This window comes from Streptomyces sp. NPDC059201 (assembly GCF_042754585.1).
Taxonomy (GTDB): domain Bacteria; phylum Actinomycetota; class Actinomycetes; order Streptomycetales; family Streptomycetaceae; genus Streptomyces.
Map to the genome: position 1 here is coordinate 1 of NZ_JBHZBB010000005.1, position 19,737 is coordinate 19,737.

Consider the following 19,737-nt stretch of genomic DNA (forward strand, 5'->3'; position numbering starts at 1 on the left):
ACGCCCGGTTACATTCCGAACCCGGAAGCTAAGCCTTTCAGCGCCGATGGTACTGCAGGGGGGACCCTGTGGGAGAGTAGGACGCCGCCGAACAACCCGCCCTTTTAGCTCAGTCGGTAGAGCGTCTCCATGGTAAGGAGAAGGTCAACGGTTCGATTCCGTTAAAGGGCTCAGAGAAAAGAAGGCCCCCGCCATCTGGCGGGGGCCTTCTTGCGTTTCCGGGATTGAATAGAGGAAAGGGCCGGCGCCTCCCCAGGGAGGCGCCGGCCGTTCTTGTGTCAGCTGGGGTCCGGTTCCCTCAGGCGCATCGTCAGGATGGCCATGTCGTCCGAGGCGGGGGCGTGGGCGAAGCGCTCGACCGCGCGGAGGATGCGGCCGCCGACCGCGCCCGCCGTCAGGCCCGTACACAGCTTGAGGGCGTCCGCGAGGCCGTCGTCGCCCAGCATGCGGGTGCCCTCGCGGCGCTCGGTGACGCCGTCCGTGACACAGAGGAGGACGTCGCCCGGGTCGAGCGTGAAGGTCTCCTCGTGCAGCTCCAGGTCCTCCATCACGCCCAGCAGCGGCTGCGGTTCGGCGGCCGGGGTGACCGTGCCGTCGGGGCGGAGGCGCAGCGGGAGCGGGTGGCCGGCGCAGACCACCTTCAGGAGCGCGGAGCCGTCCGCCTGCGGGTGGAGCTCGCCGTACAGGAGGGTCAGGAAGCGGCTGCGGGCTCCCTCGTCGAGGATGGCCGCGTTCAGGCGCTCCAGGACGGCCGGGCCGCCGAAGCCCTCGCGGGCCAGGAGGCGCAGGGCGTGCCGGGCCAGGCCCGTGACGGCCGCCGCCTCCGGGCCCGTGCCGCAGACGTCGCCGATGGCGAAGCCGTACACGTCCTCCCGGATGGGGAAGACGTCGTAGAAGTCGCCGCCGACCTCGTTGCCCTCGCCGGCCGCGCGGTAGATCACGTCCACCTCGACGCCGGGGATCTTGGGGAGGTCGGGCGGGAGGAGGCTGCGCTGGAGGGACTGGCTGATGGCGTTGCGCTCCGAGTACAGGCGCGCGTTGTCCAGGGCCAGGGCGGCCCGGCGCGAGAGGTCCTCGGCCAGCTCCAGGATCTCCTGGCGGAAGTGGTCCTCGGCCGGGCGGCCCAGGGTCAGCATGCCGATCACGCGGTTGCGGGCGACCAGGGGCAGGACGACCGTCTCGCCGGCGACCGCGCCGGCCGTGGCCAGAGCGGTGTCGATGCCGGAGGAGAGCGGGCTGCCCAGGTTGTCCAGCTCGCGGGCCGAGGCCGCCAGGGCGGCCCGGTGGGCGGCGTCGCCGGGAGCCGTCCAGAGGCGGGCGCCGGGGGACGGTACCGGGTCGGGCGGGGCGATGGAGAGCAGCAGGGCCTTGAGGCCGTCGATGCGGTCCTCGTCCTCGTGGAGCACGAACGAGAGGTACGGGTCCGAGGTCGGGTCGGCGATGGTGTAGACGGCGCACCAGGTGGCCAGGGTCGGGACCGTCATCTGGGCCATGAGGGCCAGGGTCTGGTCGCGGTCGAGGGTGCCGGCCAGCAGGTCGGACGCCTCGACGAGGAAGCTGAGGGAGCCGCGGCGGAGCCGCTCCAGCTCGCCCAGGCGGGCCGACTCGACGGCCAGGGCGATGCGGTCGGCGGCGAACTGGAGGCGGAGGGCCTCCTCGTTCGAATAGCGGTTCGCGGCCTCGGCGGCGACGCCGAGGGAGCCGGTGAGACGGCCCTCGACCTTGAGGGGGACCGTGACGACCGAGCGCATGCCGGTGCCTTCGAGGAGGGGCACGGCGCCGGGGACGGCGGCCAGGTCCTCATGGACCGCGGGCATGCGGGCGGAGCCGTAGCGGCTGGCGCCGGTCTCCACCGGGACGCGGGCGAAGCGCTGGCGGGCCGCCGGGAGGCCCGTCGTCGCCCGCACCTCCAGCTCCGTCTCGTCGTCGGTGGCCAGGAGGAGGAAGGCGGAGTCGCCGTCGAGCATGTCCCGGGCCCGCTCGACCGTCCGCTGGAGCAGGCCGTCCAGGTCGTCGGGGGCGGGGGAGCCGATGAAGACCTCGAAGGGGTCCGTGGCGCGGCTCTCGGAGCCGGGGTCGGCGGCCGGGCGCTGCGGGGTCTGGAGGACCGCGCGCTCCTCCTCGCGTACCAGCAGGCAGACCGTGGAGGGCTCGCCCTCGGCGTCACGGACGCGCAGGTGGGAGGCGTACACGGGGATGACGCGGCCGTCGGCGCAGCGGAGCCCGTAACTGCCCTCCCAGCGGGAGAGGCGGAGGGCCTCGGCGAGGCCGGTGCCGATGCCCGGGGTGTGGGGCCAGGCGGCGAGGTCGCCCAGGGGCTTGCCGGTGACCTGCTCGGGGGCGTACCCGAAGAGCTCCTCCGCGTCCTCGTTCCAGGAGGTGATCGCGTCGCCGCTGTCGATCTGGACGACGGCGACGCGGACGCGGCTGTCGGCGGCCGGGAGGAGGGCGTCGGGGAGGACCGGGCCGGCGGAGCGGGTGCCGACGGGGCGCTGGGGGAGGTCGAGGTGGAACCAGACGTGCTTGCGGGTGGGGGAGTAGTCGACGCCCCAGCGGTCGGCGAGGGCGGCGCACAGGAGCAGGCCGCGGCCGTTCTCCCGGTCCGGGCTCGTGATCGTGCGGCCGCTCTGGACGGGGATCTCGCGCTCCGGGTAGCGGTCGGCGACCTCGACGCGGACGCTGTCCTCGGAGCGGAGGCACAGGACGTCGGCGGAGGTGCCGGCGTGCACGACGGCGTTGGTCACCAGTTCGCTGGTCAGGACGACGGCGTCGTCCACGAGCTCCGGGTGGCCCCAGCCCTGGAGGGTGTCCCGGACGAAGGCCCGGGCGGCGGCGACGGACCGTCCGACGGGCTCGAAACTGGCAGTCGCCCGCGCGGTGATCACAGAACTCCTCGTACGCGTCTCGACGCCCGGCTCTGCCATGCTCGGTCTGTCCCTCCCACTGCCCGGTGGTCGTACGCGCCACACCGCCCCCGCCGGGCGGACCGGGGCGGCTGGACAGCCGGATGCCAGGTTACTTACCTTCGCCGTCCCCGCGGATGCCGGTCTCCGCTGTTTCCGCCCTCCGAGGGTGGGGACGTTGTGCGAAGCTGCCGAACTGTTATCGCCTGGTTCGGTCGCGGTGAAACACTGGGCATGCTTCGGCGGGAGCCGGAGCGGAACGGTCGACCCCTTTCGGGAGGGACACGGTGGAGTCTGGCACGGCGGCGCGACGCGGCGGCGGCAGCGGTACGCGCGCGAGGGGCGGGCGTTCTCGTGGGGGGACGGTGCAGGTGGACGCGGCGGCGCTGGAGCGGCTGCTGTCCGCTCTGGTGTCGATGCGCGACGGGAATCTGCGGAGGCGGCTGACCGTCTCCGGCGACGGGGTGATGGCGGAGATCGCGGCCGTCTTCAACGAGGTCGCGGACCGGCAGATGCACGTGACCGGCGAGCTGTCGCGGGTGCGGCGGGTGGTCGGGCGCGAGGGCAAGCTGTCCGAGCGGCTGGAGGCGGGGGCGACCGAGGGCGCCTGGGCCGCGGCGATCGAGGCGGCGAACGCGCTGGTCGACGATCTGGCGCGGCCGGTGTCCGAGGTGAGCCGGGTGCTGACGGCGGTCGCCGAGGGCGACCTCGAACAGCGGATGGACTTGCGTTCGGAGGGTTCCGACGGGACGGTGCGGCCGCTCCGTGGGGAGTTCCTCAAGGTCGCGCGTACCGTCAACCACCTCGTGGACCAGCTGTCGGTGTTCGCGTCCGAGGTGACGCGGGTGGCCGTCGAGGTGGGTACCGAGGGCATCCTGGGCGGGCAGGCGCACGTACGGGGGGTGTCCGGGTCCTGGAAGGACCTCACGGACTCCGTCAACACGATGGCGAACCAGCTGACGGCGCAGGTGCGGGACATCGCGCTGGTGACGACGGCGGTCGCCAACGGTGATCTGTCGCAGAAGGTCACGGCGAACGTGGCCGGCGAGATGCTGTCGCTGAAGAACACCGTCAACACGATGGTGGACCAGCTGTCGTCGTTCTCGTCCGAGGTGACCCGCGTCGCCCGCGAGGTGGGTACGGAGGGCGAGCTCGGCGGTCAGGCCGAGGTGGCCGGGGTCGCCGGTGTGTGGAAGGACCTGACCGATTCCGTCAACACCATGGCGGGCAACCTGACCAATCAGGTGCGGGGGATCGCGGAGGTGACGACGGCGGTCGCCAACGGCGATCTGTCGCAGAAGGTCACCGTGAGCGCGCGCGGTGAGATCGCCCAACTCGCCGACACCATCAACCAGATGACGGAGACGCTGCGGACCTTCGCCGACGAGGTGACCCGTGTGTCGGGCGAGGTCGGCGCGGAGGGTCTGCTCGGCGGGCAGGCGCAGGTGCCGGGCGCGGCGGGGACCTGGAAGGACCTGACGGACTCGGTCAACACCGTCTTCCGGAACATCACGACGCAGGTGCGGGACATCGCGCAGGTGACGACGGCGGTGGCCAACGGCGATCTGTCGCAGAAGGTCACGGTCGATGTCGCCGGCGAGATGCTGGAGCTGAAGAACACCGTCAACACGATGGTGGACCAGCTGTCCGCCTTCGGTTCCGAGGTGACCCGGGTGGCCCGGGAGGTCGGTGTCGAGGGCCGGCTGGGCGGGCAGGCGCAGGTGCAGGGCGCGGCCGGTACGTGGAAGGACCTCACCGACTCGGTGAACACGGCCTTCCACAACCTCACCGGTCAGGTGCGGGACATCGCGCAGGTGACGACGGCGGTCGCGAACGGTGATCTGTCGCAGAAGGTCACCGTGGATGTGGCCGGCGAGATGCTGGAACTGAAGAACACCGTCAACACCATGGTGTCGCAGCTGTCGTCCTTCGCCGACCAGGTGACGCGGATGGCGCGGGACGTGGGCACCGAGGGCCGTCTCGGCGGTCAGGCGCGGGTGGACGGGGTCTCCGGCCGCTGGCGCGAGCTGACCGACTCGGTGAACTTCATGGCCGGGAACCTCACGTCGCAGGTGCGGCAGATCGCGCAGGTGACGACGGCCGTGGCGCGCGGCGACCTGTCGCAGAAGATCGACGTGGACGCCCGGGGCGAGATCCTGGAGCTGAAGAACACCATCAACACGATGGTCGACCAGCTCTCCGCCTTCGCCGACCAGGTGACCCGGGTGGCCCGCGAGGTGGGTACCGAGGGCCGTCTTGGCGGTCAGGCGCAGGTGCCGGGCGTCGCCGGTGTGTGGCGGGACCTGACCGACTCGGTGAACAGCATGGCCGGGAACCTGACGGCCCAGGTGCGCAACATCGCGCAGGTCGCCACCGCGGTCGCGCGCGGCGACCTGTCGCAGACCATCGACGTGGACGCGCGCGGCGAGATCCTGGAGCTGAAGAACACCCTCAACACGATGGTGGACCAGCTGTCCTCCTTCGCCGAGCAGGTGACGCGGGTCGCCCGCGAGGTGGGTACGGAGGGGATCCTGGGCGGTCAGGCCGAGGTGCAGGGGGTCTCCGGCACCTGGAAGGACCTGACCCAGTCGGTGAACTTCATGGCGAACAACCTGACCTTCCAGGTCCGGAACATCGCCGAGGTCACCACCGCCGTCGCCCGCGGCGACCTGTCGAAGAAGATCACCGTCGACGCCAAGGGCGAGATCCTGGAGCTCGTCACCACCGTCAACACGATGGTGGACCAGCTGTCGAACTTCGCGGACGAGGTGACCCGGGTGGCCCGCGAGGTGGGCACCGAGGGCATCCTCGGCGGCCAGGCGCGGGTGCGCGGGGTCACCGGCATCTGGAAGGACCTGAGCGACAACGTCAACCTGATGGCCAACAACCTGACCAGTCAGGTGCGGAACATCGCGCGCGTCTCCTCGGCGGTCGCCAACGGCGATCTGACGAAGAAGGTCACCGTCGAGGCGCGCGGCGAGGTCGCCGAGCTCGCCGAGACCGTCAACACGATGGTGACGACCCTGTCCTCGTTCGCGGACGAGGTGACCCGGGTGGCCCGTGAGGTGGGTACGGAGGGCATCCTGGGCGGCCAGGCGCGGGTGCCGGGCGGTTCGGGCACCTGGAAGGACCTCACCGACTCGGTGAACAGCATGGCCGACAACCTCACCGGCCAGGTGCGGCAGATCGCCGCGGTCACCACCGCCATCGCCAAGGGCGACCTCACCAAGAAGATCGACATCGAGGCCCGGGGCGAGATCCAGGAGCTGAAGAACACCATCAACACGATGGTCGACCAGCTGTCGAACTTCGCCGAGGAGGTCACCCGCGTCGCCCGCGAGGTGGGCACGGACGGACAGCTCGGCGGCCAGGCGCGGGTCCGGGACGTCGAGGGCACCTGGAGCGACCTCACCCTCTCCGTGAACGAGATGGCGGGGAACCTCACTCGGCAGGTGCGGGCCATCGCGGCCGTCGCCACCGCGGTGACCCGCGGCGACCTCAACGTCAAGATCGACGGTGTGGACGCGGCGGGTGAGATCCAGGCGCTCCAGGAGAACATCAACACGATGATCGCCAACCTGCGCGACACCACCCTCGCCAACGACGAGCAGGACTGGCTCAAGTCCAACCTGGCCCGCATCTCCGGCCTCATGCAGGGCCGCCGGGACCTCGACGACGTCGCCTCGCTCATCATGAGCGAGCTGACGCCGGTCGTCTCCGCCCAGCACGGCGCCTTCTTCGTGGCGACGCCGGTCGGCTCCGCCAACCACGACACCGAACTCGTCGGCGAGGGCGACGGCTCGTACGAGCTGCGCATGCGCGGGAGTTACGGCTACTCCGCCGGCTCCATGCCGACCTCCTTCCGCCCCGGCGAGACGCTGATCGGCACGGCGGCGGAGGAGAAGCGGACCATCCAGGTCAACGTGCCGCCGGGCTACCTCAAGATCTCGTCCGGGCTCGGCGAGGCGTCGCCCGCGCACGTGATCGTGCTGCCCGTCCTCTTCGAGGGGAAGGTCCTCGGCGTCATCGAACTGGCCTCCTTCCAGCCGTTCGCCCAGATCCAGCGGGACTTCCTCAACCAGATCGCCGAACTCATCGCGACCACGGTCAACACCATCAGCGTCAACACCAAGACCGAGGTCCTGCTCCAGCAGTCGCAGGAGCTGACCGAGCAGCTCAGGGAGCGGTCGGCGGAACTGGAGAACCGGCAGAAGGAGCTCCAGAACTCCAACGCCGAACTGGAGGACAAGGCCGAGCTGCTGGCCCGCCAGAACCGCGACATCGAGGTCAAGAACACCGAGATCGAGGAGGCCCGGCAGGTCCTGGAGGAGCGCGCCGAACAGCTCGCCGTCTCCATGCGCTACAAGTCCGAGTTCCTCGCCAACATGTCGCACGAGCTGCGCACCCCGCTCAACTCGCTGCTCATCCTGGCCAAGCTGCTCGCGGACAACGCGGAGACCAACCTCACCCCGAAGCAGGTCGAGTTCGCCGAGACCATCCACGGCGCCGGCTCCGACCTGCTCCAGCTCATCAACGACATCCTCGACCTGTCGAAGGTCGAGGCGGGCAAGATGGACGTCTCCCCGACCCGGATCGCCCTCGTCCAGCTCGTCGACTACGTGGAGGCGACCTTCCGGCCGCTCACCGCGGAGAAGGGCCTGGACTTCTCGGTCCGGGTCTCGCCCGAGCTGCCCGCCACGCTCCACACCGACGAGCAGCGGCTCCTCCAGGTGCTGCGCAACCTGCTGTCCAACGCGGTGAAGTTCACCGACTCCGGCGCGGTCGAGCTGGTGATCCGGCCGGCCGGCGCGGACGTGCCGCAGTCCATCCGGGAGCAGCTCCTGGAGGCCGGTTCGCTGCGCGACGCCGACGCCGACCTGATCGCCTTCTCGGTGACCGACACCGGCATCGGCATCGCGGCGAGCAAGATGCGGGTCATCTTCGAGGCGTTCAAGCAGGCCGACGGGACGACCAGCCGGAAGTACGGCGGTACGGGCCTCGGGCTGTCGATCAGCCGGGAGATCGCGCGCCTGCTCGGCGGCGAGATCTTCGCGGTGAGCGAGCCCGGCCGCGGCTCCACCTTCACGCTTTACCTGTCGCTGAACCCGACCGAGGTGCCGCCGCACGGGTACGGGCAGGGCGAGCCGGACGACCCGCGCCAGGAGGCCGAGGACGGCCGGTCCGGGCACCCGTTCCCGCACTTCCCGCCCGCTCCCGTGCGGAGCGAGGCGCGGTCGGGGGCCGGGGCGCTCTTCCGGCACCGGCGCAAGGCCGGTGCGGCCGCCGAGGCGCCGGAGACGGCCGGAGCGGGCGAGGTCCGGGGCGCGGTGCCCGGGCAGCCGGGCCCGCAGGGGCTGCCGGACGCCTTCGGGGAGATCGCCGGGACGGAGCCGGAGGGCGGCGCGGAGCCGCGCCGTACCTTCTCCTTCGCCGGTGAGAAGGTCCTCATCGTCGACGACGACATCCGCAACGTCTTCGCCCTCACCAGCGTGCTGGAGCAGCACGGGCTCGCGGTGCTGTACGCGGAGAACGGGCGGGAGGGCATCGAGGTCCTGGAGCAGAACGACGACGTGACGGTCGTTCTGATGGACATCATGATGCCGGAGATGGACGGGTACGCGACGACGACCGCGATCCGGCGGATGCCGCAGTTCGCGGGGCTGCCGATCATCGCGCTCACCGCGAAGGCGATGAAGGGGGACCGGGAGAAGGCGATCGAGTCGGGCGCCTCCGACTACGTCACCAAGCCGGTCGACCCCGACTACCTGCTGTCCGTCATGGAGCAGTGGATGCGGGGCGCCTGAGGCCGGAGCCGGCGGGTGCCGGGCCGCCGCGCGGGGCCGGTGCCCGACGGCGTACTGTCGCCGTCGGCGTGTGAGGGCGCGGGATTCGGGGAACCTTCTCGACCCGCGCCCCGTTTCCGCACTGTGCACAGTGACATCACGGTGACAGGGTGTGGCGACGGGTGGGGTGCGGCTACGATGACCGGCACAAGGACGGACGGCGCCAGGAAGCCGTCCTCTGGGGCGGCGCCCGGTGCTTCCCCCGGTTCCGGCAGCGGTTCCGGAAGCCGGGTCGAGCCGTTGCCGGGACGAGGAGGACGGGGCATGGTGCAGAAGGCCAAGATCCTCCTGGTCGATGACCGGCCGGAGAATCTGCTGGCGCTGGAGGCCATTCTCTCCGCGCTCGATCAGACGCTGGTGCGGGCATCGTCCGGGGAGGAAGCGCTCAAGGCGCTGCTGACGGACGACTTCGCGGTCATCCTGCTCGACGTCCAGATGCCCGGCATGGACGGCTTCGAGACCGCCGCGCACATCAAGCGCCGCGAGCGGACCCGGGACATCCCGATCATCTTCCTCACCGCGATCAACCACGGCCCCCACCACACCTTCCGGGGGTACGCGGCGGGCGCGGTCGACTACATCTCGAAGCCGTTCGACCCGTGGGTGCTGCGCGCCAAGGTCTCCGTCTTCGTCGAGCTCTACATGAAGAACTGCAAGCTGCGCGAGCAGGCGGCGCTGCTGCGGCTCCAGTTGGAGGGCGGCGGCGAGGGCGGCCAGGGCAAGGAGGCCGCCGGGCTGCTCGCGGAGCTGTCCGCCCGGCTCGCCGCCGTCGAGGAGCAGGCCGAGGCGCTCTCCAAGCAGCTCGACGACGAGTCCGCCGACGCGGCGGCCGTCGCCACCGCCGCCCATCTGGAGCGCAAGCTCACGGGGCTGCGCAGGGCGCTGGACGCGCTGGAGCCGGGTACCGGCGGCGCGCCCTCGCTTCCCGCGCAGGGCTGACGCCGCGGGGCCGTGATCCGGCAGCCGGGGCGGGTGACCGGTCGTCAGCTTCGTGTCGGGGCAAGGGCGACACGTTCGGGTGAGGCGGACAGCCCGGCCGCTCACCGGTAACCTCGGCATCATGGCTTCACGTACGTCCGGCAAGGGTTCACAGGGCACCGCACCATCGCGCGCCGGCCGGACGACGGGCGCCGCGAAGAAGGCGGCGGCCAAGTCCACGGCGAAGTCCCCGGCCAAGCCGCCCGCGAAGAAGACGGCGGCGAAGAAGGCCGCGCCCGCCAAGCGCGCGCCCGCGAAGAAGACCGCGGCGAAGCGGCCCGCACCCCGGCCCGCGCCTTCCCCGACCGGGGGCGTGTACAAGGTGGCGCGCGGTGCCGCGCACGGCGTCGGCGCGATGTTCCGGGGGATAGGGCGTGGTGCCAAGGGGCTCGACCCCGCCCACCGCAAGGACGGGCTCGCCCTGCTGCTGCTCGCCGGCGCGCTGATCGTCGCCGCCGGTACCTGGTCCCATCTGAACAACCCGGTCGGCGACCTGGTGGAGATGCTGGTCACCGGCGCCTTCGGCCGGCTCGACCTGCTCGTCCCGCTGCTGCTGGGCGCCATCTCCTTCCGGCTCTTCTGCTATCCGGAGCGGCCCGAGGCCAACGGGCGGATCGTGATCGGGCTCTCCGCCCTCGTCATCGGCGTCCTCGGCCAGGTCCACATCGCCTGCGGTTCGCCCGGCCGGGACGCCGGTTCCGAGGCGATGCAGGACGCGGGCGGGCTGATCGGCTGGGCCTCGTCCCAGCCGCTGGTCTTCATGATGGGGGAGGCCCTGGCCGTCCCCCTCCTTGTGCTGCTGACCCTCTTCGGGCTGCTGGTCGTCACGGCCACCCCGGTCAACGCGATCCCGCAGCGGCTGCGGGCCCTCGGCGTCCGGCTCGGCCTCGTCGAGCCCGTGTACGAGGAGACCGCCGAGGAGTACGCGGACCACGAGCCGTACGACGAGGAGTGGCGGGAGGCGCCGCCGCGCGCCGCCCGGCCGGTCCGGCGGCGCGGTGGCGGGCCCGCCGACCCGTACGACGTGGACCGGGCCGAGGCGGAGGCGCTGAACCGGCGCGGGCGCACCGCCCGGCCCCGTACGGCCGCCGCCGACCACGACCTGGGCCTGGACCCGGTCGACGTGGCCGCCGCCGCGGCCGCCGCGCTCGACGGGGCCGTGCTGAACGGGATGCCGCCGTCGCCGCTGGTCGCCGACCTGACCCGGGACGTGACCGCCGAGCGGGCCGCGGCCCTGGGCGAGGGGGCCGGCGGGGCGACGGACGAGGCCACCGGGCCCGTACCGCCCATGCCGAAGACGCCGCCGAACGTGCCGACCGCGCGGGGCGGGGGGAAGCAGCCGGGTGGCGGGGAGAAGCGGCCCGCGGGGGCCGGCTCCGTACCCGATCTGACCAAGCCGGCGCCGGAGCCGACGGACCTGCCGGCGCGGGCCGAGCAGCTCCAGCTCGCCGGGGACATCACGTACTCGCTGCCGGCGCTCGACCTGCTGGAGCGGGGCGGGCCGGGCAAGACCCGGTCGGCGGCGAACGACGCCGTCGTGGACGCGCTGTCGAACGTCTTCACCGAGTTCAAGGTGGACGCGGCCGTCACCGGCTTCACCCGGGGTCCGACGGTCACGCGGTACGAGGTCGAGCTCGGGCCCGCCGTGAAGGTCGAGAAGATCACCGCCCTGACGAAGAACATCGCCTACGCGGTGGCCTCACCGGATGTGCGGATCATCTCGCCGATCCCCGGCAAGTCCGCGGTCGGCATCGAGATCCCGAACAGCGACCGCGAGATGGTGAACCTCGGGGACGTGCTGCGGCTCGCGGACGCGGCGGGGGACGAGCACCCGATGCTGGTCGCGCTCGGCAAGGACGTCGAGGGCGGCTACGTGATGGCCAACCTGGCGAAGATGCCGCACGTCCTCGTCGCGGGCGCCACCGGCTCCGGCAAGTCCTCGTGCATCAACTGCCTCATCACCTCGGTGATGATAAGGGCGACCCCGGAGGACGTCCGGATGGTGCTCGTCGACCCCAAGCGGGTCGAACTCACCGCCTACGAGGGCATCCCGCACCTGATCACCCCGATCATCACCAACCCCAAGCGGGCCGCCGAGGCCCTCCAGTGGGTGGTGCGCGAGATGGACCTGCGCTACGACGACCTGGCCGCCTTCGGCTTCCGGCACATCGACGACTTCAACCAGGCGATCCGCGACGGCAAGGTGCAGCTGCCGCCCGGCAGCGAGCGCGAGCTCAAGACCTACCCGTACCTCCTGGTGATCGTCGACGAGCTCGCCGACCTGATGATGGTCGCGCCCCGGGACGTCGAGGACGCCATCGTCCGCATCACCCAGCTGGCCCGCGCGGCCGGCATCCACCTGGTGCTCGCCACCCAGCGGCCCTCCGTGGACGTCGTCACCGGTCTGATCAAGGCGAACGTGCCGTCCCGGCTCGCCTTCGCCACCTCCTCGCTCGCCGACAGCCGCGTCATCCTCGACCAGCCCGGCGCCGAGAAGCTCATCGGCAAGGGCGACGGCCTGTTCCTGCCGATGGGCGCGAACAAGCCGACCCGTATGCAGGGCGCGTTCGTCACCGAGGCCGAGGTCGCGGCCGTCGTGCAGCACTGCAAGGACCAGATGACGCCGGTCTTCCGGGACGACGTCACCGTCGGGACCAAGCAGAAGAAGGAGATCGACGAGGAGATCGGCGACGACCTGGACCTGCTGTGCCAGGCGGCCGAGCTGGTCGTGTCGACCCAGTTCGGCTCCACGTCGATGCTCCAGCGGAAGCTGCGGGTGGGCTTCGCGAAGGCCGGCCGGCTGATGGACCTGATGGAGTCGCGGAACATCGTGGGCCCGAGCGAGGGCTCCAAGGCGAGGGACGTCCTCGTCAAGCCGGACGAGCTGGACGGGGTGCTCGCGGTGATCCGCGGGGAGTCGGAGGAGTGACGGGGCGGGGCGTGTGGGGCGGCGGGGGCGGGGTACCCGTTCGAGACCTGGCCGAGACTCACTCGTAAGGGAACCAAGGGCAACCGTTTCCCCTGGCCATACGTCAAGTTGGACGGAGAGGGGGCAGAAGGATGTCCCCTCTCCGTGAAGTACAACCTCATGGCGTACAAACCGCACCCGCCCGGTTGCCCCACCCTTTCGTACCACCCATAGACTGAACGTCCAGCAGGTGGTTACACGCTCGAAAGGCGCTCTCGTGTCCATCGGCAACTCCCCCGAAGACGACCGGACGTTCCCGTCAGACGACCGGGAACCGATCGGTCGCACCCTCCAGCAGGCCCGCATCGCCGCCGGCCTCAGCGTCGAAGAGGTCAGCGCCTCCACCCGTGTCCGGATCCCGATCGTGCACGGCATCGAGGAGGACGACTTCTCGCGCTGCGGCGGCGACGTCTACGCGCGCGGTCACATCCGCACGCTCGCGCGCGCCGTCGGGCTCGATCCGGCTCCGCTGATCGAGCGGTACGACGCCGAGCACGGCGGCCGTCCCGCGCCGACCCCCGCCGCCCCGCTCTTCGAGGCGGAACGGATCCGTCCCGAGCCGCGGCGGCCCAACTGGACCGCGGCCATGGTCGCGGCCATCGTCGCCGTCGTCGGCTTCGTCGGCTTCACGATGTTCAACGGCGCCGAGCAGCCGAAGGGGACCACGGCCGCCGAGGGCGGCCCGGCGCCCGCTCCGGAGAAGGCGAGCTCCTCCGCCAAGCCGAAGCCGGTCAAGCCCGCCCCCAAGCCCACCGAGAGCGCCATCGCGGCCGTCCCGGCGGACAAGGTCACCGTCCGGCTCGCCGCCGACGGCAAGAGCTGGATCTCGGCCAAGGCGTCCGACGGCAAGATGCTCTTCGACGGCTTCCTCCAGGAAGGCGACACCAAGACCTTCCAGGACGACGAGCAGGTCGACCTCGTCCTCGGCAACGCGGGCGCGATCGAGCTGTACGTGAACGGCAAGAAGGTCTCCGAGAAGTTCGAGGACGGCCAGGTGGAGCGCCTCAGCTACACCAAGGGCGACCCCGAGGCCGGCTGACCGACCACGGGACGAGGGCGTCCGGTGTGACCTCCGTCGCGCAGGTGAACCCTGAGCGACGGGGTCGCGTCCGGGACGAAGTAGTCTTGAGTCCATGCCCGAACGCCGTACCGTCGCCCTTGTCACTCTCGGCTGCGCCCGTAACGAGGTGGACTCGGAGGAGCTCGCAGGCCGCTTGGCAGCGGACGGCTGGGAGCTCGTCGAGAACGCCGAGGACGCAGACGTCGCCGTCGTCAACACCTGTGGCTTCGTCGAAGCCGCCAAGAAGGACTCCGTCGACGCCCTCCTCGAAGCCAATGATCTGAAGGACCACGGCCGCACCCAGGCCGTCGTCGCCGTCGGCTGCATGGCCGAGCGCTACGGCAAGGAGCTGGCCGAGGCCCTCCCCGAGGCCGACGGAGTGCTCGGCTTCGACGACTACTCCGACATCTCCAACCGCCTCCAGACCATCCTCAGCGGTGGCAGCGTCGAGGCCCACACCCCGCGCGACCGGCGCAAGCTCCTCCCGCTCTCCCCGGTCGACCGCCAGCAGGCCGCCGCCGACGTGGCCCTGCCGGGCCACGGAGCCGCCGAGGAGCCGCAGAACGTCCCGGGCGACCTGCCCGAGGGCCTCGCGCCCGCCTCCGGCCCCCGCGCCCCGCTCCGCCGCCGCCTCGACCGCAGCCCCGTCGCCTCCGTGAAGCTGGCCTCCGGCTGCGACCGCCGCTGCTCCTTCTGCGCCATCCCGTCCTTCCGCGGCAGCTTCGTCTCCCGCCGTCCCTCGGACGTGCTGAACGAGACGCGCTGGCTCGCCGAGCAGGGCGTGAAGGAGATCATGCTGGTCTCCGAGAACAACACCTCGTACGGCAAGGACCTCGGCGACATCCGCCTCCTGGAGGGCCTGCTGCCCGAGCTCGCCGCCGTCGACGGCATCGAGCGCGTCCGGGTCAGCTACCTCCAGCCGGCCGAGATGCGGCCCGGCCTGATCGACGTGCTGACCTCCACCGACAAGGTCGTGCCCTACTTCGACCTGTCGTTCCAGCACAGTGCCCCCGACGTGCTGCGCGCCATGCGCCGCTTCGGCGACACCGACCGCTTCCTGGACCTGCTCGCGACGATCCGCGAGAAGGCCCCGACGGCCGGCGCCCGCTCCAACTTCATCGTCGGCTTCCCCGGCGAGACCGAGGCCGACTTCGCCGAGCTGGAACGCTTCATCACCCACGCCCGGCTCGACGCCATCGGCGTCTTCGGCTACTCCGACGAGGACGGCACCGAGGCCGCCACGTACGAGCACAAGCTCGACCAGGAGGTCGTGGACGCGCGTCTGGCCCACCTCTCCCGGCTCGCCGAGGAGCTCACGGCGCAGCGCGCCGAGGAGCGGATCGGGGAGATGCTGGAGGTACTGGTGGAGTCCGAGGACGAGGAGGACGGCTGGATCGGCCGCGCCGCCCACCAGGCCCCCGAGACGGACGGGCAGGTGCTCCTCACCGACGGTGGTGGCGCGGGCCTCGACCTGGCTCCGGGCCGTATGGTCAGGGCGAAGGTCGTGGGCACCGAGGGCGTCGACCTCGTGGCGGAGTATGTCGAGGAGGTGGGCAGATGACCGGAGTCCCGGCATCCGCGACGGGCGGGACCGGAAGGCCGGCGCCGCGCGGCAAGCTGGGCTCGGCGGCCGTGAACCCCGTCAGCGTGTGGAACATCGCCAACATCCTCACCATGATCCGGCTCGTCCTCGTGCCGGGCTTCGTGCTGCTGCTCCTCCAGGACGGCGGGCACGACCCGGTCTGGCGGGCCTGGGCGTGGGCGGCGTTCGCCGTCGCCATGATCACGGACGTCTTCGACGGACATCTGGCCCGCACGTACAACCTGGTCACCGACTTCGGGAAGATCGCCGACCCGATCGCCGACAAGGCGATCATGGCCGCCGGACTGATCTGCCTCTCCGCCCTCGGCGACCTGCCCTGGTGGGTCACCGGGGTGATCCTGGCGCGCGAGCTGGGGATCACGCTGATGCGGTTTTGGGTGATCCGGCACGGGGTCATCCCGGCCAGCCGGGGCGGCAAGATGAAGACGCTCGCCCAGGGCACGGCCGTCGGCATGTACGTGCTCATGCTCACCGGCCCGCTGGCGACGCTGCGCTTCTGGGTGATGACGGTGGCGGTCGTGCTGACCGTCGTCACCGGTCTGGATTATGTGCGACAGGCGGTCATGCTGAGACGCCAGGGACTCGCGGCCGAGCGGGCCGCCGCCCGGGCAGAGGCGCCGGAGACCTCGGCGCGATGAGCGAGGCGGCCGCCCGGGTCCTCGGTCTGCTCGCGGAGCGTGGCCAGACGCTGGCCGCCGCCGAGTCGCTCACCGGGGGTCTGGTGGCCGCCGAGCTGACCGGGGTGCCCGGGGCCTCCCGGAGTTTCCGCGGCTCCGTGACCGCCTACGCGACCCCCCTCAAGCACGAGCTGCTGGGGGTGGACGCCGGCCTGCTGCGGGAGCGCGGGGCGGTGGATCCCGAGGTCGCGGTGCAGATGGCACGGGGTGTGCGCGACCGGCTGAGTGCCGACTGGGGGATGGCGACGACCGGCGTCGCGGGGCCCGATCCGCAGGACGGGCAGCCCGTCGGGACCGTCTACGTGGCGGTGGCGGGTCCCGCCACGACAGGCGCGGCGGCCGGGAAAGTGGTGTCGTTGAGATTGAACGGCGATCGCGCGGAAATCCGTAGAGAGAGTGTGCGGAGCGTGCTCGACCTGCTCCACGCGGAACTCTCGGGAAATGCGCGGGCACAGGATACGGAACAGAACGGGGGGAATTGATGTTTGCAGCCCTGAGTGAACACGACATCGCTCCCCGCACGGCCGCGGCGCGAGGCGGTACGGTGGGGCGTGAAGGATGCGGCTACGCGGTCCGAGGAGGGAGCCACCGATGATTCTGCTCCGTCGCCTGCTGGGTGACGTGCTGCGTCGGCAGCGCCAGCGCCAGGGCCGTACTCTGCGCGAAGTCTCCTCGTCCGCCCGAGTCTCGCTCGGCTATCTCTCCGAGGTGGAGCGGGGGCAGAAGGAGGCGTCCTCCGAACTGCTCTCCGCGATCTGCGACGCGCTGGACGTACGGATGTCCGAGCTCATGCGCGAAGTGAGCGACGAGCTGTCACTGGCCGAACTGGCCGAGTCGGCAGCTTCCAGCGAACCGGTGCCGTCGCCGGTCCGTCCGATGCTCAATTCGGTGTCGGTGACGTCGGTGGCCGGTGTGCCCACCGAGCGGGTGACCATCAAGGCGCCCGCGGAGGCCGTGGACGTCGTCGCCGCCTGAGAAACCGAACGGGTCGAAGCCCCGGTCGGCGCCCCCTGTGGGGGTGTCGGCCGGGGCTTCGTCGTGTCGCTCCTTGCGGTTGTGGGCGTTTTGCTTGAGATGCCGGATTCCGGACAGGCGTGCCATGGTGGGGGATACGTTCGACTGGTTGGAGATTCCGTATGTCTGTCGTGAAGAGCCCGCTGTCCGACGCCGACCTCAAGACGGTCGGCAACGCCCTCCAGGGCGCCCTGGTCGACCTCGTCGACCTGGCGCTGGTCGCCAAGCAGGTGCACTGGAACGTCGTCGGGCCGCGCTTCCGCTCCGTCCACCTCCAGCTGGACGAGGTGGTGGACACCGCCCGGCTGCACTCCGACACCGTGGCCGAGCGGGCCTCGGCGATCGGGGTCAACCCGGACGGACGGGCCACGACGGTGGCCTCCGGCAGCGCGATCGGCACCGTGCCGGAGGGCTGGATCAAGGACGCGGAAGCGGTACGGATCCTGGTGGCCTCGCTCGGCGCGGTCATCACCCGGATGCGGGAGCGCGTGGACGCCACCGGCGACCCCGACCCCGTCAGCCAGGACATCCTGATCTCCCTCACGGCCGACCTCGAGAAGCATTCGTGGATGTTCCAGGCCGAGAGCGCCTAGGCGGCCGGCATGGCGATACGCGAGGCCGGGGGCGAGAGGGGCTGTGGGGTCCGCGGGGTCCGCGGGACCCGTGGCGGTGAGCGTCGGGCCGGCGGTCCCGAGGGCGCGCGGTGCTCCGCGCGCGGGGGCGTCCGCCGGATCGTGCGCGGAGTGCGAGCCGGGGCTGACTCCGGTGCGCCCTCCCGCAGGGTGATCCTGCCGGTCTAGCGTCGAGCGCAGGAGGCGGCCATGGTACGGCGACGGGTTCCGCTGGTGACGCTCACGCTGATCGCGGTCGGACTGGTGGTCGGGGGGCTCTGGTGGTGGGCGGTGCTGCGCCTGCTGCTGGTTCCGGGTGAGTCCGGACCGGTCGAGGGGGCGGTGGCCGCGGGCGGCTGGGGGCTGAGCCTGTTGCCGGTGCACGTGGCCGCCTCCTCCCGGCCGGCGCGTCTCACCAGGGCATGGCGACGCCGCCGTTCGGGCGCAGGATCTGGCCCGTCGTGAACGAGGAGGCGTCACAGGCGAGATGGAGGACCGCGTGCGCGATGTCCTCGGGCTCGCCGACCCGCCGCAGCGGTGAGTGACGGACCATCGCGGCCTCGGCCTGCTCCTGGGCGGCGGGCTCGTGGCGGTCCGTCATGGGGGTGCGGATCCAGCCGGGGGCGACCGCGTTGACCCGGATGCCGTGCGGACCCGCTTCGACCGCGAGCGTCTTGGTGAGCTGGACGACGGCCGCCTTGGCGACGCTGTAGCAGAGCAGGCCCGGGCTCGCGGTGTCCATCGCGCCCGAGGCCATGGTGACGATCGACCCCCGGGTGCCGGAGGCGATCATCGAACGGGCCGCCTCCTGGCAGGCGTGGAGCACGCCCTTGAAGTTCACGGCGAGGACGCGGTCGAGGTCCTCCTCGCGGGTCTCCAGGACCGTGCTGGTGTGCATGATCCCGGCGACCGCCGCCATCACGTGGAGCGGGCCTGCCGCGTCGACGGCGGCGGCGAGCGCGGACCGGTCGGTCACGTCGAGGGGGTGGACGTGGGCCCGGCCGCCCTCGCGGGCGATCAGGGCGGCTGTCTCCTTCAGGCCCGGCTCGTCTCGGTCCGCCAGGTGCAGGGTCGCGCCCGCCCGGGCGAGGAGGACCGCGCTTGCGCGGCCGATGCCGCTCGCGGCGCCCGTCACGAACGCCGTGCGGCCGGTGAGGTCGTACGCCGAGAGGCTCATGGCGGGACCGTACGACCGGATCTGACGGATCGTCAATTGACGGGAGGGTGGGGATCCGTGGAATCTCCGGTGGGGCCGTGCTGGCAGCCGGGGCACCAGTACGTGACCCGGTCGCCGAGCTCCGCCTTGCGGACGGCGGCGCCGCAGCGCAGACAGGGGTGGCCCTCGCGGCCGTAGACGTGCAGCGGGGTGCCCGGACGACGGGTCGTCGTGGTGCGCCGGTCGGGACGGTTCTTGTTCGCCTCCAGGAGGCGGTGGGCGGTCGCCACCAGGCGGGGCGGGATGTCGGGGGCCAGCTCGCCGACCGGGAGCCACGGGGTGACGGCCGCCAGGAAGGCCAGCTCCGACTTGTAGACGTTCCCGATGCCGGCGAGATTGCGCTGGTCGAGCAGGGCCTCGCCGAGCGGGCGGGCCGGGTCGGCGAGGAGACGACGCACGGCCTCCTCCGGATCCCAGTCGGGACCCAGCAGATCCGGGCCGAGATGGCCCACCGCCCGGGCCTCCTCGGCGGTACGGATCAGCTCCAGGACCGGGAGGCGGTAGCCGTACGCGGTGTGCTCCTCGTTCCCGAGGACGGCGCGGATCTGGTGCTCGGGGCCGCCGCGCGGGCGCTCCCCGGTCGGGTACACCTTCCACGCCCCGTCCATCCGCAGGTGCGAGTGGAGGGTGAGCCCGCCGTCGATCCGGGTGAGGAGGTGCTTGCCGCGCGGGGTGACGTCCAGGACCGCGCGGCCGGTCAGGTCGGCGGTCGCGAAGCGGGGCACCCGCAGGTCGGCGCGGGTCAGCACCCGCCCGGCCAGTGCGGCGTGCAGCCGGTGGGCGGCCTGCCAGATCGTGTCTCCTTCGGGCATGGGCGGTCCTCCGCGAGGTCAGGTCACGTCAGGCCAGGTCAGGTCACGTCAG

General features: G+C 71.7%; 13 protein-coding genes, 1 tRNA gene and 1 rRNA gene. 12 read left to right on the plus strand and 3 right to left on the minus strand.

Annotated elements, in window-relative coordinates; all coding sequences use genetic code 11:
* Window positions 1-93: ribosomal RNA gene (rrf, locus tag ACFXMG_RS18175) — 5S ribosomal RNA — on the plus strand; the annotation flags it as partial.
* Window positions 94-98: 5 nt separating this feature from the next.
* Window positions 99-171: transfer RNA gene (locus ACFXMG_RS18180), tRNA-Thr, on the plus strand.
* Window positions 172-278: 107 nt separating this feature from the next.
* On the opposite strand, the gene ACFXMG_RS18185 is transcribed toward ACFXMG_RS18180, so the two are convergent.
* The gene (locus ACFXMG_RS18185) at window positions 279-2,924 is read right to left on the minus strand and encodes a SpoIIE family protein phosphatase (protein WP_383826085.1); all 2,646 of its coding nucleotides are present in this window, start codon (window positions 2,922-2,924) and stop codon (window positions 279-281) included.
* Between the two features lie 266 nt (window positions 2,925-3,190).
* On the opposite strand from ACFXMG_RS18185, the gene ACFXMG_RS18190 reads away from it, so the two are divergent.
* The 10 genes from ACFXMG_RS18190 (at window position 3,191) to ACFXMG_RS18235 (ending at window position 18,122) form a co-directional block, all read left to right on the plus strand.
* Complete coding sequence (locus ACFXMG_RS18190; protein WP_383826087.1) at window positions 3,191-8,707, plus strand: HAMP domain-containing protein; 5,517 nt, start codon at window positions 3,191-3,193, stop codon at window positions 8,705-8,707.
* Between the two features lie 303 nt (window positions 8,708-9,010).
* Entirely contained in the window at window positions 9,011-9,685 is a 675-nt protein-coding gene (locus ACFXMG_RS18195) for a response regulator (RefSeq protein WP_319008733.1), read from the plus strand.
* A gap of 121 nt (window positions 9,686-9,806) precedes the next feature.
* Window positions 9,807-12,653, plus strand: a complete 2,847-nt coding sequence (locus tag ACFXMG_RS18200) for a DNA translocase FtsK (protein WP_383826091.1) — start codon at window positions 9,807-9,809, stop codon at window positions 12,651-12,653.
* Between the two features lie 256 nt (window positions 12,654-12,909).
* A complete protein-coding gene (locus tag ACFXMG_RS18205) occupies window positions 12,910-13,731 on the plus strand; it encodes a helix-turn-helix domain-containing protein (RefSeq protein ID WP_383826093.1) in 822 nt (273 codons plus the stop codon).
* Window positions 13,732-13,825: 94 nt separating this feature from the next.
* A complete protein-coding gene (rimO, locus tag ACFXMG_RS18210) occupies window positions 13,826-15,313 on the plus strand; it encodes a 30S ribosomal protein S12 methylthiotransferase RimO (RefSeq protein WP_383826096.1) in 1,488 nt (495 codons plus the stop codon).
* Window positions 15,310-15,993 carry a CDP-diacylglycerol--glycerol-3-phosphate 3-phosphatidyltransferase gene (gene pgsA, locus ACFXMG_RS18215; protein WP_383826098.1) on the plus strand — a complete coding sequence of 228 codons (684 nt, stop codon included), beginning with the start codon at window positions 15,310-15,312 and terminating at the stop codon, window positions 15,991-15,993. Before rimO ends, pgsA begins: the two co-directional genes overlap by 4 nt.
* Window positions 15,990-16,514 (plus strand): CinA family protein, encoded by a 525-nt coding sequence (locus tag ACFXMG_RS18220; RefSeq protein ID WP_383826101.1) that lies wholly within the window; start codon window positions 15,990-15,992, stop codon window positions 16,512-16,514. Before pgsA ends, ACFXMG_RS18220 begins: the two co-directional genes overlap by 4 nt.
* A 109-nt stretch (window positions 16,515-16,623) precedes the next feature.
* On the plus strand, window positions 16,624-17,007 hold the full coding sequence (locus tag ACFXMG_RS18225; protein ID WP_200428463.1) for a helix-turn-helix domain-containing protein: 384 nt from the start codon (window positions 16,624-16,626) through the stop codon (window positions 17,005-17,007).
* Window positions 17,008-17,168: 161 nt separating this feature from the next.
* Window positions 17,169-17,639, plus strand: a complete 471-nt coding sequence (locus ACFXMG_RS18230; protein ID WP_383826105.1) for a Dps family protein — start codon at window positions 17,169-17,171, stop codon at window positions 17,637-17,639.
* Between the two features lie 228 nt (window positions 17,640-17,867).
* Window positions 17,868-18,122 carry a hypothetical protein gene (locus tag ACFXMG_RS18235; protein WP_383826107.1) on the plus strand — a complete coding sequence of 85 codons (255 nt, stop codon included), beginning with the start codon at window positions 17,868-17,870 and terminating at the stop codon, window positions 18,120-18,122.
* Here ACFXMG_RS18235 and ACFXMG_RS18240 read toward each other — a convergent pair.
* Both ACFXMG_RS18240 and ACFXMG_RS18245 read right to left on the minus strand, forming a co-directional pair.
* Window positions 18,070-18,834, minus strand: a complete 765-nt coding sequence (locus tag ACFXMG_RS18240) for an SDR family NAD(P)-dependent oxidoreductase (RefSeq protein WP_383826110.1) — start codon at window positions 18,832-18,834, stop codon at window positions 18,070-18,072. The two genes, ACFXMG_RS18235 and ACFXMG_RS18240, sit on opposite strands and share 53 nt — an antisense overlap.
* 32 nt (window positions 18,835-18,866) lie before the next feature.
* On the minus strand, window positions 18,867-19,685 hold the full coding sequence (locus tag ACFXMG_RS18245) for a DNA-formamidopyrimidine glycosylase family protein (protein WP_383826114.1): 819 nt from the start codon (window positions 19,683-19,685) through the stop codon (window positions 18,867-18,869).
* Between the last annotated feature and the right edge of the window lie 52 nt (window positions 19,686-19,737).

Coding starts and splice junctions, on each gene's coding strand:
- ACFXMG_RS18185 (WP_383826085.1), bottom strand. CDS start 2,924: ATGGCAGAGCCGGGCGTCGAGACGCGTACGAGGAGTTCTGTGATCACC.
- ACFXMG_RS18195 (WP_319008733.1), top strand. CDS start 9,011: ATGGTGCAGAAGGCCAAGATCCTCCTGGTCGATGACCGGCCGGAGAAT.
- ACFXMG_RS18200 (WP_383826091.1), top strand. CDS start 9,807: ATGGCTTCACGTACGTCCGGCAAGGGTTCACAGGGCACCGCACCATCG.
- rimO (WP_383826096.1), top strand. CDS start 13,826: ATGCCCGAACGCCGTACCGTCGCCCTTGTCACTCTCGGCTGCGCCCGT.
- pgsA (WP_383826098.1), top strand. CDS start 15,310: ATGACCGGAGTCCCGGCATCCGCGACGGGCGGGACCGGAAGGCCGGCG.
- ACFXMG_RS18220 (WP_383826101.1), top strand. CDS start 15,990: ATGAGCGAGGCGGCCGCCCGGGTCCTCGGTCTGCTCGCGGAGCGTGGC.
- ACFXMG_RS18225 (WP_200428463.1), top strand. CDS start 16,624: ATGATTCTGCTCCGTCGCCTGCTGGGTGACGTGCTGCGTCGGCAGCGC.
- ACFXMG_RS18230 (WP_383826105.1), top strand. CDS start 17,169: ATGTCTGTCGTGAAGAGCCCGCTGTCCGACGCCGACCTCAAGACGGTC.
- ACFXMG_RS18235 (WP_383826107.1), top strand. CDS start 17,868: ATGGTACGGCGACGGGTTCCGCTGGTGACGCTCACGCTGATCGCGGTC.
- ACFXMG_RS18240 (WP_383826110.1), bottom strand. CDS start 18,834: ATGAGCCTCTCGGCGTACGACCTCACCGGCCGCACGGCGTTCGTGACG.
- ACFXMG_RS18245 (WP_383826114.1), bottom strand. CDS start 19,685: ATGCCCGAAGGAGACACGATCTGGCAGGCCGCCCACCGGCTGCACGCC.